Genomic DNA, 15810 nt, shown 5'->3' on the forward strand with positions numbered 1-15810 from the left:
TAAAGTTTTTTTGGTTAAAGTAAAGCTTTATATGAATTTTTATTATAGAATTTTAAACATTCATTGATAAACTCTACTCTTATGCATATAATAATTAATATTATTATGTCATTTATTAATTATTATGAAAAAAGAAGCTGAAGAATTAAAATTATTTATCTTAGAATGTTTGAGTGAGAAAAAAGCAGAAGATATTGAGGTAATTGATTTAACAGGAAAACATAAATTAGCCGATTATATTATATTTGCTAGCGGTCGTTCGACTAAAAATGTTGGAGCAATTGCCGAATATGTAGCTTTAGAATTAAAAAATAATGCCGGTGTAAATAGTAATATTGAGGGGCTTGGTAAATCAGAGTGGGTACTAATAGATGCAGGTACTATTTTAATTAATATTTTTTATCCTGAAGCACGGGAGCATTTTAAGCTAGAAGAAATTTGGAAAAGATGAACGATCATATTCTTATTAACGTTATAATTTTACTCGGTACTGCGGTTTTTATCGTGGCTATACTTAAGCGTCTTAGATTAAGTCCAGTACTTGGTTACTTAATTGCGGGAGCTGCAATAGGTGATCACGGTTTAAAAATCGTAACATATGAGCAAACTAAGTTACTAGGTGAACTTGGTGTAGTATTTCTATTATTTGCAATAGGTCTTGAGTTATCCTTCGAGCGATTAAAAGCTATGAGGCGATATGTCTTTGGTCTCGGTAGTTTGCAAGTTTTAACGACTGCTATAGTAATTGCCGGTGCAATGGTACTTATAGACGGTAATAGTAGTGCGGCTATCATTACCGGCGGTGGTCTTGCCCTTTCATCTACGGCACTTGTTATGCAGGTTATTGAGGAAAATCGTAGTCAATCAACGCAAATAGGAAGAGTTTCTTTAGCTATTCTATTACTGCAAGATTTGGCCGTAGTTCCATTGCTTGTGATAGTTCCGTTACTTGCCGGTAACGATAAAGCCTCGCTTGCAGCGGCTCTTGGTATTGCACTCTTAAAAGCCGTAACGGCCTTACTTACAATATTTATTGTCGGTCGTGTTTTTCTTCGTCCTGTATTTTCATTCATTTCATCAGAAAGTAATAATGCAAGCGAGTTACCTATTTCGATGACTTTGTTAATAGTACTTTCTGCTGCTTGGGCTACTGAAACATTTGGTTTGTCTTTAGCTCTAGGAGCATTTGTTGCCGGAGTATTAGTTGCGGAAACTGAATTTAGATTGCAGGCAGAAGAAAGTATTTATCCTTTTAAAAGTTTATTTTTAGGATTGTTTTTCATGACCGTCGGTATGAATATCGATGCCCTAGAAATGTATGAAAAAATATCTCATATTCTTACTTTATCTATTGCTTTAATAGGTATAAAAACCTTAATCATAACGGCTTTTTGTATTTTATTCGGTTTTAATAAAGGAGTTGCTTTTTATTCAGGCTTATTATTATCGCAAGGCGGAGAGTTTGGTTTTATATTATTCAGTTTAGGTAAAGATAGCGGAGTATTAGAAGAAAGTACTGCCGATATATTATTACTCGTAGTTACTTTTACTATGGCACTTACTCCATTACTCGCAGCTTTAGGGAAAAAGATTGCCGAGAAAGTTGATAAAGGACTAGGTAAAACTCCGACTCAAATGATTGAGCTTGGTGCAAGAGATTTAACAAACCATATTATTATTGCCGGACTCGGTAATACCGGTAAAATGGTAGCAAGAGTTTTAGAAGCAGAAGGTATAAGTTACGTAATACTTGATTTAGATGATGATAGAGTCAAAGAAGAGCTATCAAACGGTTTACCGGTTTTTAAAGGTGATGTATCGCAAGCCGATACTCTAAAGGCATTAGGTACGGAAAGAGCATTCGCTATAATACTTACTATGAATAATCAAGTAACTATTAAGAAATCGCTTAAAACAATTAGCAGTAATTATCAGGATATACCGGTTGTCGTTAAGTTAAAAAATTTAAAAAATGCTAGAGAGTTTTATGATTTAGGCGCCACAACTATTATTCCGGAAAGTTATGAGACTGGATTACAAATCGGTGGAATAGTCCTAAAAAATATAGGTATTAGCGAGCAGGAAATTAATAGAATAAAAGTACAATTTAGGCTTGGTAATTATATAATAGCAAAAAAAGAAGATGCTTTATCTGAAGCGGAAGATAATGATTAAAATTCTTATTACTTTAATTATTGTAATATTATCAACAACAATTAACGCCGATAATAAAAAATTGCCTATTCCGAGATTTGTTTCAATAAAATCTAATGAAGTAAATGCAAGAAGCGGACCAACTACTAAATCTGCTGTAGAATGGGTTTTTGTTAAAAAAGGCGAACCGGTAGAAATAACTGCAGAGTACGAGCAATGGCGACAAGTACGTGACATTAACGGCGAAGGCGGTTGGATACATTCAAGCGTCTTATCAGGTAAAAGATCAGTAATTATTACTTCTGATAAGAAAATAGAACTTACCAAATCCGCAGACCCTAAAAGCCGAGTTATAGCAAAATTAATGCCCAAGGTTCGCTGCGGTTTAAAAAAATGTAAAGAACAATTCTGCCAAATTACATGTAAGGATTACACAGGTTGGATTTCCAAGAAAGTAATTTGGGGAGTATATGATGATAATGATAGGTATTAATTTACTATATATAAAAACTGACTAAAGATATAATTATTTATGCAAAGATATTTAGACGGTACAAATGATGTCGCATTTAAAAAATTATTTAGCGATAAAGTAAAATTAATAAATTTACTGAACTCTCTTCTTAGGTTATCGAAAGGAGATAGAATCATAGATTTAAGCTATATAACTACTGAACAAATTGCCTTTATTTCTTGAAGGGAAAAGAAGTTTATTCAATCTAAAAGTTAAAGATGAAACTGGTAGATGTTATATAATCGAGATGCAGCGTAAAATGGAGAAAGATTATCTTAATAGAACGCAGCTTTACAGTTGTTATACCTACATTAATCAAATTAAGAAAGGTATGAAACATAGGGATTTATTGCCGGTAGTAATAATTTCTATCATAGGAACAAAAGCTTTGCCTGATGAATTGCCTTGGAGTGAAATGAAAGAAATTGCTAAAGATAATTATGATTATTGGTTTGGTAGAGGTAAAGGTTTTTTAAAAGGGGCAACTACTTATTTAAACGATTTGGAGTATGCTTTATCAGCCTTTTCACTTCATCAAGCTACCGAAAGTTTTTACAGTACTATTTTTTTATTAGTTTTTTCTAACTATAAACCTAAATTGGATGATATAAAAAAGTTAGGTAGTAGAGTAAGAAAATATCATATTGAGCTATTACAGGTATTTCCTATGGCAACGCCGGAGCAAGAGGAATGTTTTAAATTACTACAAAAAGCTTATGTTGATGCAAGATATGATAAAAATTATAAAATTACAAAAGAACAACTACTTTATCTTATTGAAAGAATAGAAAAATTAAAAGAAATCACCGAAAGAATCTGTACAACAAGAATTAATCAGTAGTAGGTTAGGGTCATTCTTAGCTCAGCATTGCCTGCCTGGATACCGAGTCGTCATTGCTAGCGACTGCAAGGAGCGTGGCAATCCAGAAAAAATAACAAAAAAATTCTGTAAATCAGAATTTTTTACTGGATTGCTTCGTCAATTACTTACGTAATTTCCTCGCAATGACGGAAAAGACGATCCACGCAACAATGCCTCGCGGGAATGACATCGAGCGGGTTCTTCGAGCCATGCAACAAAACCTAAATTATGCAGCTATTACAGCTCTGTATTTTAATAGATCAAGAAGATAATGCAAAGGAACTACTTCAACTTGTGAATTAAGATAATATTTATCCTTTCCCGGGTATAGCATAGGCAATTAAGATAGTGATATTAATAAAAGGATATGGTAAAGTAATTAGAAAATAGTTATGCCAAGTCCATATTCATATGATTTAAGAAAGGGAGTGATTCAATATATTGAGTCAGGGAAAAGAATAATAGAAGCAAGTCAAGTATTTAATATCAGCCGTAAAGTAATATATGATTGGAAGAAATTAAAGAAAGAAACAGGAGATGTTCAATTAAAAACTGGCTATCAAAAAGGGCATAGTCATAAAATAACAGATATGGAAGGATTTAAAAAATTTTTGGAATCTAATAAAGATAAAAGCAGTCGAGAGCTAGCCATCTTGTATCCTAGTAAAGTGTCAGCAAGAACTATAATAAACATGATTAGAAAAGTTGGTTACAGCTATAAAAAAACTTTTCTTCATCCCAAAAGAAATCATAAATTAAGAAATGAGTTTATAGAAAAGATAACCACCATAGACAAAGATAAACTAGTGTTTTTGGATGAATCAGGAATAGAAGATAATGCGTGTCGAGAACATGGCTGGAGCCCAAAAGGAGAAAGATGTTATGGTGAAAAAGTTTATCAGCACAAACACAGAATTAGTATGATTGCTGGCCTATTTAATAGCAATATTGTAGCACCTCTAATATTTGAAGGCAATTGTAATAAAGCTATTTTTGAGACGTATGTCAAGGATATACTCATTAAAGAATTAAGGGCAGGACAAGTCGTAGTAATGGATAATATTAATTTTCATAAAAACTCTAAGGTAAAAGAATTAATTGAATCGGTAGGGGCAAGTATTTTATTCCTTCCTACTTACAGTCCTGACCTTAATCCTATAGAACATTATTGGTTTAAAATTAAACATCAAATTAACGCGAGTTTCGTATTAATAGAGGAACTGAATAGCTGATAGTAACTGGGTTACGAGGATATTAGTAATATTGTTTTTGTTATAAAATGTACTTAAAACTGCATAAATTTTTAGTAAATTGTCTTTTTTGACTATAACTATTAAATTGTAAAACTTGTCACACCTCTTACAAACCTTGAAAGGATAAGCATTATAGCATATTCATTAACCATAATTTAGGCATCTTAATACGAAACTCGCGTTTATAAGGAATAAATCCTCAAAGAGAGCAATATATCTCATTATAGTAGGGACTGATATCCCAAGGCTTGCTGCTATTTTGCTAGTATTTAGTAAATCGCCTTGACAATGAGCAAATATAGTCCATGTTCTACGTAAAATTTCTGTAGATATATTATAGCCGAGTTGCGGTATTTCACGTTCTAAATAAGTCATGATAAAAGATTGCCGCCAATTCATACTACTATTATCCGAAGCACTAAGAAAGCTATCGGGAAAGCTGCCCCTAAGCCATATAAATTATCATCAATATATACGGCTTTTCTAACTTCTTGAATATTAAAACCACAAAGCTGAGTATAAATTATACGACCTGCTAACGATTCTGAGGAATGCTTTAATAATTCTTTAGAAGCAGAACCAAGAAGTAAGAATTGTTTAACCTTTTGCCCCTGCTGACGTCTTTCATCAATAACGCTACGTAAAACTTGAAAAAGCTGCGGCATTCTTTGAATTTCATCAATAATAACTAAATGGTTAGAATGAGTTTGAAAGTAAAGCTCAGGATCAGATAATTTTGCTAAATCTGAAGGCTTCTCTAAGTCTAAAAAAGGGGTAGGGGATATTTGTGCGGCTATTTCTTTTGCCAAAGTAGTTTTTCTCACTTGTCTTGGGCCTAAAATAGCTACAGCTAAAAACTCATTTAAAAAAGATTTAATATCTTTTGCTAAAAAACGCTCAATCATTATACAAGTATTATTAATATGGTAAAAAAGAAAATAAAAGATAAGGCTCATAAAAAAGAAAGTATGATTTGTACTACTACTTCAAATCAAGCTTTAGCAAAATTACAAGCAAAAGTGCAAGATTATATAGATACTACAGGAAAAAAATTTCTCTAGTAGATGAATTAATTAAGTTAAGAAAAGCAGATGGATAGTGCTTTCAGTTTATTTAAAATTTGATAAAATTATCTAAATATAGTATAGAACTTATTTATAATATTAAAAATTTTATGAGTAAGAAGCTTTATATTAAGACCTACGGATGTCAGATGAATATTTATGACTCCGTTAAGATGCAGGATTTGCTTTATCCCTTTGGCTATGAACCCACGGAAAATATTGAAGATGCTGATGTTATTATTCTAAATACCTGTCATATCAGAGAGAAAGCAGCCGAGAAAACTTATTCTGAACTCGGTCGTATTAAGAAAATACAAGATACCAGAAAAAAACAAGGCTTAAACTCTGCAATAATAGTTGTAGCCGGTTGTGTTGCACAGGCGGAAGGTGAAGAGATTTTCACAAGAACTCCTTATGTTGATATTGTTGTCGGTCCGCAATCTTATTATAACCTACCGGAATTAATCTCAAAAGTCGTTAGACACGAAAAGCACTTAATCGATCTTGATTTTGTTGAAGAAGCAAAATTTGATCAGTTACCTGAGCAATTATATCCACAAGGAACAAGTGCCTTTATATCGGTACAGGAAGGGTGCGATAAATTTTGTACTTTCTGTGTAGTGCCTTACACAAGAGGTGCTGAATTTTCAAGGAATGTAGAGCAAGTTTACAGAGAAGCACTAAAAGTAGTTAGTAGCGGTGCTAAAGAAATTATGTTACTTGGACAAAATGTCAATGCATATCACGGTAAAGGTCCTGCAGATAAAATATTTAGTCTAGCCGATTTACTCAAACATCTAGCACAAATTCCAAATTTAGAGAGATTACGTTATACCACCTCACACCCGATAGATATGAATGATGATCTAATAAAACTGCACGGCACCGAACCTAAATTAATGCCGTTTCTACATCTACCGGTGCAGTCAGGTTCAAATAAAATATTAAAATCCATGAACCGCAAACATGATCGGGAATATTATTTTGATATAATTAATCGCTTAAGAGAAGCAAGACCCGATATAGTTTTATCCTCTGATTTTATTGTCGGTTTTCCCGGTGAAACAGATGAAGATTTTGAGGATACTTTAGATTTGGTCCGCAGAGTAAAATACGGTCAGTGCTATTCGTTTAAATATAGCCCACGTCCCGGCACACCTGGTGCAACTAGAACCGACCAAATACCTGAACATATAAAATCAGAGAGATTAACTATATTGCAAAAAGAACTTATGGCTCAGCAACTAGCTTTTAATGAAAGTTGTGTTGGTAGTACTATGAAAGTTCTATTTGATCACGATGGTAAATTCGACGACCAGATAATAGGTAAAACTCCATACATGCAGTCCGTATATATCCAAAACCCTAATAAATCTTTACTTGGTAAAATCATTGATGTAAAAATTACTAAGGCTTCACTTAATAGTTTAACCGGTATAAGTCATGTATAAATCTTTATTTTTTTGTTTAAAAATTTTTGCCTTCCTTATTTTAGTAGGTTGCGGGATTACTGCTTATATAATATATCACTATTCACGTGATTTGCCTGATTACTCACAGCTTGCACGTTATTATCCACCGTCGATAACACGTATTTATTCCCGTGACGGCAAATTAATGGAGGAGTACGCTTTTGAACGTCGTGTATTTGTACCGATTAATAGCGTACCGAGTTCGCTAATAGAAAGTTTTATTGCAGCTGAGGATAAGAATTTCTATAACCATCCCGGCGTTGATTTGCTTGGAATAGTTAGAGCGGCATTTTTAAATATATCTAATTATTTACATCATAGGCGTATGGAAGGAGCATCTACCATTACTCAGCAAGTGGTTAAAAATTTTCTGCTAACTAACGAGGTTTCTCTTGAACGTAAGATTAAAGAAGCGATTCTTTCTTATATGATTTCAAGAGTATTTACTAAGGATCAAATCTTAGAATTATATCTTAATCAAACATTCTTTGGTCGTGGTGCATACGGTGTTGCGGCAGCTGCACAAAATTATTTTAATAAATCCGTAGAGGAACTTACCATTGCAGAATCAGCTTTTATTGCGGCACTGCCTAAAGCCCCTTCCAAACTTAATCCGGAGAGAAACTACGCTAGAGTAAAAGCTCGTCGTGATTACGTAATAATGCGTATGTTTGAAGATGGTTATATAACAAGAGATGCTGCGAAAGAAGCTATGGATAGCCCGATAGTTTTATGTAAACGAGCTAAAGAAGAAACTGTTACTGCTGATTATTATGCCGAGCAGGTGCGAGAAGAAGTAATTAAGATGCTAAATAGTAAAGAGGAATTTTATACAGGAGGTCTTACTATTATTACTTCTTTAGATGCAAAGATGCAGCAATTAGCCGAAAACTCTCTAAGAAAAGGACTTAGGGAGTTTGATAGGAAGCGTGGTTTTAGAAAACCTATTGCCAATATTTCTCTTGATAATTGGCAAGAAGAGTTTAAAAAATTACCTACACCTCAATCGCTTTTAGAGTATAAATTAGCTGTAGTTCTAGATGTGACTGATAACCATGCAGAGATTGGACTTATAGACGGCAGCAAATCTAAAATTCCTATTGCTGAAATGAAATGGGCAAGAAGTAACCTTAAATCAGTTAAGGCTTTGCTTAAAAAAGGTGACGTGATAGTGGTTGAGGCTATAAAAGAGGGGTATGCTCTTCGTCAGATTCCTGAAGTAAATGGGGCTATTATGGTTATGAACCCAAATACCGGACAGGTACTTGCAAGCGTCGGGGGGTATGATTTTTCCACAAGTAAATTTGATAGAGTAACTCAAGCACTTCGTCAACCGGGTTCTTTGAGTAAAACCTTTGTTTATTTAGCAGCCCTTGAAAACGGTGTTAAGCCGAATCAGATTTTTAACGATGGACCTATTGAGATTTTGCAAGGTCCGGGTATGCCTAGCTGGCGTCCTAAAAATTATGAAGGTAAGTTTTTAGGTGAAATCACTATGCGTACCGGGCTTGAAAAATCTCGTAATCTCATAACCGTAAGAGTTGCGACTGCTGTAGGGCTTACAAAAATCGTTGATATAATTAAGCGATTCGGTATTAATAATGAACCGAAAAAAGTTTACTCTATGGTACTTGGTTCAATTGAAACCACACTTAGCAGAATGACTAATGCTTATGCAATTATTGCTAACGGCGGTAAAAAAGTTGAGCCTCATTTTGTAGAATTAATTAAAGACCGTAACGGTAAAATTATTTATAGGCGAGATGATAGAGAATGTCTTTCTTGTAATGTTTCAGATAGCAATTTAGATACCGCAATATTAGAAATACCGAAAGAATATATCTATAGAGTTACGGATGAAGCTAGTGATTATCAAATTACTTCGTTTTTAACCGGAGCAATAGATAGAGGTACCAGTTATGCTGCGAAGAAGCTACGGAAAATTATCGGTGGAAAAACCGGTACTAGTAACGATAGTAAAGATACATGGTTTGTAGGTTTTACGCCCAAGATAGTAGTTGGCAGTTATGTTGGCTATGATACACCGAAAGAGCTTGGAAAAAGAGCAACAGGTTCAAACGTAGTATTGCCGATTTTTATTGATTTTATGAGTAATGCTTATAAGGATGAACTGTCGCTGCCTTTCAAAGTTCCTGATTCAATAAAATTATTAGCAGTAGATAGAGCAACCGGTAAAATTACGCCAAGCGGCACGGTTATAGAAGCATTTAAAGTCAATAATTTTCAGATGCTTGAGAATGAAGATATGATCGATAATCACGATAATAATGATATTTTTGATTATGTACCGAGTAAGGAAGATCAGTCTCAAGAAATTTATTAAATTGTATACACTTAGTTTAAGCGGATGTCATTCTCGTACAGCATTGTTGTATGGATCAATATTTCCCTCTGTCATCCCGCAAGCTTGTAGCGGGATCCAGTTTAAAATACTAAAATTATTAGTATTTTAAGTTGTTTTCTGGACCCCGTGGTCAAGCCACGGTATGACACTAAATACATTTTTTGATCCATACAACAAAGCTACCTACCTACTTATTCATTTATTTGGAATTTTAATTATATGAAAAAATTATTTTACACCTAACTGCCCTAATATCACTTACTATACCTTTTATAACTCAAGGGGATTGTAGTTAAAGAAACGTGAGTTTCGTATTAATAGAGGAACTGAATAGCTGATAGTAACTGGGTTACGAGGATATTAGTAATATTGTTTTTGTTATAAAATGTACTTAAAACTGCATAAATTTTTAGTAAATTGTCTTTTTTGACTATAACTATTAAATTGTAAAACTTGTCACACCTCTTACAAATAAATTCTCTATCAGCGGTTAATGCTTCAATGCGGTTTTTGTCAAAAACTTCTAAAAAACACTCCATCAGATCAATACGCTCAATATAATCAGAGTTACCACACTTTTTATCACTTAGAAAATTCCAAAAAGGGGGATCGCTATACCATGAAAACTGACAGCTAAATATAAAATATTTATATGTCGTTTACCAAATTTCCAATTCGTTCTATCTAAACACAATACCCATTTTTGCTCCTGCTCAAACCCAGTCATCATGACTAACATAACAGGTAATACTCTCCATGATATTGAGATTTCAGAGATAAATCTTTGCATCCTTCTATACCATGAAGCTGCTTTAATCCCAGACGGCATTCTATTGCATAACAATGACATGTTTACTGTCCTGCTGTTAAGCATTGAAATGATAAATAATCCTAAACATTTTGCTCTTGATAAATTAAGCAAAATATGTTTTTGTAATAATTCGACTAGAGGGGCGGAATGATCTTTCATATGTAAACCAAGTTCTTTCCCCGTTATCATCATGAATTATCAGCAAAATTCAATCCTTTAGTCCTTACATCTCTAAAAATTGTCATGTAGTAAGAATAATTTGCTTAAGTTTTAAACTAAGTTTTGCTTCTAGTAATTGTTGAACCAAATTAGCTGCTGTTGTATATAATACACGCCTACCAGCAAGACACCACTCACGTGCTAAACCTATACTAAGATGACTTTTGCCAGTGCCAGGATTACCAAAAATAAGTATATTTTCATAGCGATCCATAAATTCTCCTTGTGCAAGATATTGGATCTTAGTTGACGATAATCCTGGGATACTCTTAATATCAAAGTTGCTTAATAACTTATCTCGAGAGAGTTTTGCTTGCTTCAGCAATCTGGCAATACGTTGCTGATGTCTATGTTCTAACTCACGTATGGCTAACTCCTGTAGTAATCTATATATGTTTTCTTTTCTTGCTCAAAGCTTTCTGCAACTGATTTGTAGCATGATGCAAAAGTAGGTAAGCAAAGGTTCTTGAGTAAATTATTTAGCGGTTGCAGAGTTATTATCTGTTTACTCATGCGACCTCCATTGTTTTAAAGCAATGTAATTGATCATATTCAGACAGTATTGGTTGATTAATTTTTACTGAACAAACAGTTTTAGTCTGACTATTTAGTAAATCTGTAATATGATCAATTATTGGCTCAATCTTCTCTTCTAATAGCACTTCTAATGCAGCAACTACATTCAATTCTCCATACATTTTTGCTAATTGTAATATTTTAAGATATATTTTATGCCCTTTATATGGATATATAGATATAAGCTGGTCATATACCTGACGAAATATAGCACGTGGGAATAAAGCTTCATAATATTGATATTGGACAAATGCTCTAGGTTTACGTACTAAACTATCAATAATATGTCTATAATCAATAACATAGCCATTGCTGATTCTAGACATTTTTTGTAAACATTTGTTACCATAGTAAAGCTCTATTTCTTCAGAATAAATATAAGCTTTTAAAGTATAACCTATTAAGCGACTAGGCACAAATAAGCTACAGATAAAATACTAACTGTACTGCTTGGGTTAACACGTACTGATAATATTGTAGGTGCATTCCATTTCCTGATTGGTAACTCTTTTAAATAAACTAATTCTTCAGCTAATTTTTCTTTTCTACAGCTATTGCGCTTTTCTTTAATTTGTGTAAGGAATAATTCATAAGCTTTTAAATCAACAAAATTACGTGATCCACGTAATAGCAAATGTTGTTTCACTGCTTGCTTAAATGTATCATGACTTTTTTCAACAGAACCATTTTCATGACTAACACCGGGATTATTTCGCGATGGTGCAACATCGTAATAACCAAGCAATTCTTGCCATTTTTCTGTAAATTGTCTACTATTACCACATTGCTTGGTAGCTGCACTTAAATTATCTGTACGATGCTCTGGTAAAACTCCACCTAACTCCCATACAGCTTTTTCAAACCCTGATGCTAATGTATCAAAACTTTCACTATGGCATATGCTGAAAGTTTCCCAACATGAATAAGGCAACATAAAATGAAATAGTAAGTGAGGATATGGTTTCCCACCAATACAAATACCCAATTGATTCATATTGCTCCAATCAGACTGGCTTTGTTTGCCAGGAAGAATATTTTGTAAAAAGATTACTGGCTTATCCTTACCATGTTCAGCTCTCCATTGTTTCAACCTTTTCTGCAAACAGCATAATTGCTTTCCATTATAATTCCCATGATACTTTTCTGTCAAATATGCTAATATGGTAGTTGCTTGCAACTACCGGAGCTGATTCTAGCATTGATTCTATTTCATCCCAGTGCTTAACAAATGGATCCTTACGTGTCCTATATTTACGTATTGTTCGTAATTCGCTTGGATACTTATTAACACGTAAATACTTACGTGCCGTTTTTACACTCATACCTGCTTTTGCAGCAGAAATTATCTGATTATATTTTTTGATCTTTTGCATTAAAATACCTACTTGTTTATTTGTACATGTCATCAGTAATTCTCGAATAATATATAAATCTTAAAAAAGAAATTTTTATTCGATTTTACTGTCCATAGTTACTTCTTTTTTATAGGTAATTTTAATGTTCGTTGAGGGTAATTCTAATATTCGTTAGTCAATGGTTGTTGATTAAAAAGCAATACTCTAAGTTATCTATACTAAAGTACCTTCTTCTTCATAGGAGACTCTGGTCATATCTACCACAGCATGATCATTATCAAGTAGAGTGTTATTTTCAGTAGTAACATCTTCATTAATTTCAGCAGCAAGTTTTTCAGCTTCAATTTCATCAATATATTGTTTTAATTTAACGCAAGTTTCGAATTAATATAGCATAGGATTTAGCATATCAAGAGAGATGTAATAGAAGGTTTATTATCAGACATTTGATAATTTATCAGTGCTGCAACCATATGCACAAAGGCATTTGTAACTGATCTATGCCTTGAATGCTCAAACTTCCCCAATAGTTTAATTTTACTAAACACAGATTCTATTAATGCTTTTTTAAGCAATAATATTTTATCCAACATAGACATAAGTTTATTTTTCATATTTTTCTTTACCCTAGTTACCATAAAAATTCCTTGCTCTAAAAGTTGTAGAAATAATTGTTGCGAAATATAACCACGATCTCCGAATACTTTACCAAAAAGATTTTTGATTATCAGTTCCAGCTGTTTTCTATCATCCTTATTGCCAGGGCTAAAAGATGCTTTAACTATACCACCGGCTCTATTAATTATTAGATGTAGTTTAAGTCCATAGAACCAACCTTTTGTTGTCTTACTGCTTGCTGCTATGCCGGCGAACACTTTATTCATTGAAATACGGTATCTCTTACATACCTCTATATTACTTGAATCTACAAAAGAGAGTCCGTCACACTGATCCAAAATAGAATTGAATATTAGTACTAATAGTGGTAAATGTGGACCTATTATTTTTATAAATTGACTATAGCTTACTAATTGAAAATCTCTTTGATGATGAATTCATATTTGCTTCAGATAATAATTCTTAAAACAATCATAAGATGACTGCCAGTAGCCTATTATAATTGTTATTACCTCACTTCTGTTCAGTCGACTTTTAGGACCAGATTTGTTGTTATGGTTAGTAATTGAATTTGTATGCTTGTCTAATTCTTGAAAAAAATCATCGACGTAACAAAATATTTCTGTAAAATCCATTATCATAGGTTATTGCTCTTAAAGTTTTTTCAATAACCTATAAACTTTTTTCTAATACTATAAATACCATATTTTAATTAGCAATTTGTATTTTGTACTCACTTTATAACAAAAACAGTATTATTAAGATCCCCGTAACCCAGTTACTATCAGCTATTCAGCAACTTTTTGAATACGAAACTCGCGTTAACATCTTTCTCCTTTTGGGCTCCAGCCATGTTCTCGACACGCATTATCTTCTATTCCTGATTCATCCAAAAACACTAGTTTATCTTTGTCTATGGTGGTTATCTTTTCTATAAACTCATTTCTTAATTTATGATTTCTTTTGGGATGAAGAAAAGTTTTTTTATAGCTGTAACCAACTTTTCTAATCATGTTTATTATAGTTCTTGCTGACACTTTACTAGGATACAAGATGGCTAGCTCTCGACTGCTTTTATCTTTATTAGATTCCAAAAATTTTTTAAATCCTTCCATATCTGTTATTTTATGACTATGCCCTTTTTGATAGCCAGTTTTTAATTGAACATCTCCTGTTTCTTTCTTTAATTTCTTCCAATCATATATTACTTTACGGCTGATATTAAATACTTGACTTGCTTCTATTATTCTTTTCCCTGACTCAATATATTGAATCACTCCCTTTCTTAAATCATATGAATATGGACTTGGCATAACTATTTTCTAATTACTTTACCATATCCTTTTATTAATATCACTATCTTAATTGCCTATGCTATACAATAAAAAATATAATGCTAACTATAATCCAAATTGAACAATTAATTATTGTACTTACAGCACGTGCTTTAGTAACTTCTATATATTCATTCTTATAAGTAATTCTCTTTTCTTCTAGCTCTTTTGGAAGCAGCCCTTTAATTGTTCATATAAATCCTTATCATATGATTTTAGCTTTAAATATTGCTCATTAGTACTATAATTTTATAAGTTCCTCTTTATTAGTATATTCCGGCAGAAATAATGTAATGAATGCATTAAATATAATAGAGAGCGTTATCAATAAAACTATAGTAGTAACAAAACAAACTACCATACTATAAATCTGTTTTATAAACATAATTTTTTAGTTTTTATAATTATTTACAATTAAGAGAATAAAAGTCAAAAAAAGAAAAGCAATAATTAAATTACAAAGGTTTATGAAATCTCGAATGCAAGGTTCGAATTTTCATTATATATTTTTTTAATTTAACTTTTTTGAAATGAACCTATTAACAGAATCACAATAGCATAATACGTATATATTCCGAATAAATGAAAAGTAATTAAACGAGTATATTACCTATACTCGTAATCTTTGTGTAGTTTACTAGCAAGTGCCTGCTCCCATTTGTCGCCGTTTTGCAGTAATCTTTCTTTATCGTAAATAAGTGCGGTATGAGTTAGACTTGTAAACTCAAAATTAGGTCCTTCAACTATCGCATCTACAGGGCAAGCTTCTTGACACAACCCGCAATAAATACATTTTGTCATATCGATATCATAACGAGTAGTACGTCTACTGCCGTCATCTCGTTCGTCCGCTTCAATCACTATCGCTTGTGCCGGACAAATCGCCTCACAGAGCTTACAAGCAATACAACGCTCTTCGCCGTTTTCATAGCGACGCAGTGCATGCTCACCCTTAAATCTAGGGCTAACAGGACTTTTTTCATAAGGATAATTTATGGTAACTTTGGGCTTAAAGAAATACTTTAAAGTCAAAGCCATCCCTCGCACTATCTCATATAGAAAAAACGATTTTAAATAGTTTATCATAATATTAAAAAATACCTGTCATCCCGTGGCTTGACCACGGGATCTAGTAAAACAATTTATAGTGCTTTTAATTCGTATATTTTTTCTGGATCCCCGTGGTCAAGCCACGGGATGACAATGGAGAGCA

The 15810-nt window shown here is 32.9% G+C and carries 18 protein-coding genes and 2 pseudogenes; 9 read left to right on the plus strand and 11 right to left on the minus strand.

Going from position 1 to position 15810, the window contains the following annotated elements; translation table 11 throughout:
- The first annotated feature begins 124 nt into the window (after positions 1 to 124).
- From rsfS to REIS_RS11850, 6 genes and pseudogenes are all read left to right on the plus strand, one after another.
- A complete protein-coding gene (gene rsfS, locus REIS_RS00905; RefSeq protein ID WP_008579362.1) occupies positions 125 to 451 on the plus strand; it encodes a ribosome silencing factor in 327 nt (108 codons plus the stop codon).
- A complete protein-coding gene (locus REIS_RS00910) occupies positions 448 to 2175 on the plus strand; it encodes a monovalent cation:proton antiporter-2 (CPA2) family protein (protein WP_008579363.1) in 1728 nt (575 codons plus the stop codon). Before rsfS ends, REIS_RS00910 begins: the two co-directional genes overlap by 4 nt.
- Positions 2168 to 2647 (plus strand): SH3 domain-containing protein, encoded by a 480-nt coding sequence (locus REIS_RS00915; protein ID WP_037214346.1) that lies wholly within the window; start codon positions 2168 to 2170, stop codon positions 2645 to 2647. The genes REIS_RS00910 and REIS_RS00915 overlap by 8 nt, the downstream gene beginning before the upstream one ends.
- Positions 2648 to 2686: 39 nt before the next feature.
- Positions 2687 to 3509 (plus strand): annotated as a pseudogene (locus tag REIS_RS15285) (Rpn family recombination-promoting nuclease/putative transposase).
- Positions 3510 to 3572: 63 nt separating this feature from the next.
- A pseudogene (locus REIS_RS15290) lies at positions 3573 to 3660 on the plus strand (lytic transglycosylase domain-containing protein); the annotation flags it as partial.
- 262 nt (positions 3661 to 3922) lie between these two features.
- On the plus strand, positions 3923 to 4762 hold the full coding sequence (locus tag REIS_RS11850; protein ID WP_008579368.1) for an IS630 family transposase: 840 nt from the start codon (positions 3923 to 3925) through the stop codon (positions 4760 to 4762).
- A gap of 165 nt (positions 4763 to 4927) precedes the next feature.
- Here the strand turns inward: REIS_RS11850 and REIS_RS15090 are convergent, their stop codons facing one another.
- Positions 4928 to 5182: a DUF4143 domain-containing protein gene (locus REIS_RS15090; RefSeq protein ID WP_241760908.1), complete on the minus strand. Its 255-nt coding sequence runs from the start codon at positions 5180 to 5182 to the stop codon at positions 4928 to 4930.
- Positions 5179 to 5688, minus strand: a complete 510-nt coding sequence (locus REIS_RS00940; RefSeq protein ID WP_008579370.1) for an AAA family ATPase — start codon at positions 5686 to 5688, stop codon at positions 5179 to 5181. The genes REIS_RS15090 and REIS_RS00940 overlap by 4 nt, the downstream gene beginning before the upstream one ends.
- A gap of 18 nt (positions 5689 to 5706) precedes the next feature.
- Here REIS_RS00940 and REIS_RS14795 point away from each other — a divergent pair, with 18 nt between their 5' ends.
- The 3 genes from REIS_RS14795 to REIS_RS00950 all read left to right on the plus strand — a co-directional run bounded on the left by REIS_RS14795 (position 5707) and on the right by REIS_RS00950 (position 9663).
- Complete coding sequence (locus tag REIS_RS14795; RefSeq protein ID WP_008579371.1) at positions 5707 to 5844, plus strand: hypothetical protein; 138 nt, start codon at positions 5707 to 5709, stop codon at positions 5842 to 5844.
- A gap of 113 nt (positions 5845 to 5957) precedes the next feature.
- Positions 5958 to 7298, plus strand: coding sequence for a tRNA (N6-isopentenyl adenosine(37)-C2)-methylthiotransferase MiaB (gene miaB, locus REIS_RS00945; RefSeq protein ID WP_037214343.1), 1341 nt, complete (start codon positions 5958 to 5960; stop codon positions 7296 to 7298).
- Positions 7291 to 9663, plus strand: coding sequence for a penicillin-binding protein 1A (locus REIS_RS00950; protein WP_008579373.1), 2373 nt, complete (start codon positions 7291 to 7293; stop codon positions 9661 to 9663). Before miaB ends, REIS_RS00950 begins: the two co-directional genes overlap by 8 nt.
- A gap of 335 nt (positions 9664 to 9998) precedes the next feature.
- Here REIS_RS00950 and REIS_RS13905 read toward each other — a convergent pair whose 3' ends face one another.
- The 9 genes from REIS_RS13905 to nuoI all read right to left on the minus strand — a co-directional run bounded on the left by REIS_RS13905 (position 9999) and on the right by nuoI (position 15683).
- Complete coding sequence (locus tag REIS_RS13905; protein WP_008579374.1) at positions 9999 to 10223, minus strand: hypothetical protein; 225 nt, start codon at positions 10221 to 10223, stop codon at positions 9999 to 10001.
- Positions 10224 to 10270: 47 nt separating this feature from the next.
- Complete coding sequence (locus tag REIS_RS00955) at positions 10271 to 10687, minus strand: hypothetical protein (RefSeq protein WP_008579220.1); 417 nt, start codon at positions 10685 to 10687, stop codon at positions 10271 to 10273.
- 49 nt (positions 10688 to 10736) lie between these two features.
- Entirely contained in the window at positions 10737 to 11108 is a 372-nt protein-coding gene (locus tag REIS_RS00960; RefSeq protein ID WP_338109806.1) for an ATP-binding protein, read from the minus strand.
- 115 nt (positions 11109 to 11223) lie between these two features.
- On the minus strand, positions 11224 to 11706 hold the full coding sequence (locus REIS_RS10690) for a hypothetical protein (RefSeq protein WP_008579188.1): 483 nt from the start codon (positions 11704 to 11706) through the stop codon (positions 11224 to 11226).
- On the minus strand, positions 11691 to 12380 hold the full coding sequence (locus tag REIS_RS10695; RefSeq protein ID WP_050755334.1) for a DDE-type integrase/transposase/recombinase: 690 nt from the start codon (positions 12378 to 12380) through the stop codon (positions 11691 to 11693). The genes REIS_RS10690 and REIS_RS10695 overlap by 16 nt, the downstream gene beginning before the upstream one ends.
- Before the next feature lie 31 nt (positions 12381 to 12411).
- Positions 12412 to 12696, minus strand: a complete 285-nt coding sequence (locus REIS_RS10700) for a hypothetical protein (RefSeq protein ID WP_050755339.1) — start codon at positions 12694 to 12696, stop codon at positions 12412 to 12414.
- A gap of 350 nt (positions 12697 to 13046) precedes the next feature.
- On the minus strand, positions 13047 to 13700 hold the full coding sequence (locus REIS_RS10705; protein WP_083787737.1) for an IS982 family transposase: 654 nt from the start codon (positions 13698 to 13700) through the stop codon (positions 13047 to 13049).
- Positions 13701 to 14084: 384 nt separating this feature from the next.
- Positions 14085 to 14576 (minus strand): IS630 transposase-related protein, encoded by a 492-nt coding sequence (locus REIS_RS00975; RefSeq protein ID WP_008579378.1) that lies wholly within the window; start codon positions 14574 to 14576, stop codon positions 14085 to 14087.
- A 627-nt stretch (positions 14577 to 15203) separates the two neighbouring features.
- Positions 15204 to 15683: an NADH-quinone oxidoreductase subunit NuoI gene (gene nuoI, locus REIS_RS00980; protein WP_008579379.1), complete on the minus strand. Its 480-nt coding sequence runs from the start codon at positions 15681 to 15683 to the stop codon at positions 15204 to 15206.
- Positions 15684 to 15810: the final 127 nt, after the last annotated feature.

The sequence above is a fragment of the Rickettsia endosymbiont of Ixodes scapularis genome (assembly GCF_000160735.1).
In the GTDB taxonomy this organism is placed as follows: domain Bacteria; phylum Pseudomonadota; class Alphaproteobacteria; order Rickettsiales; family Rickettsiaceae; genus Rickettsia; species Rickettsia tamurae.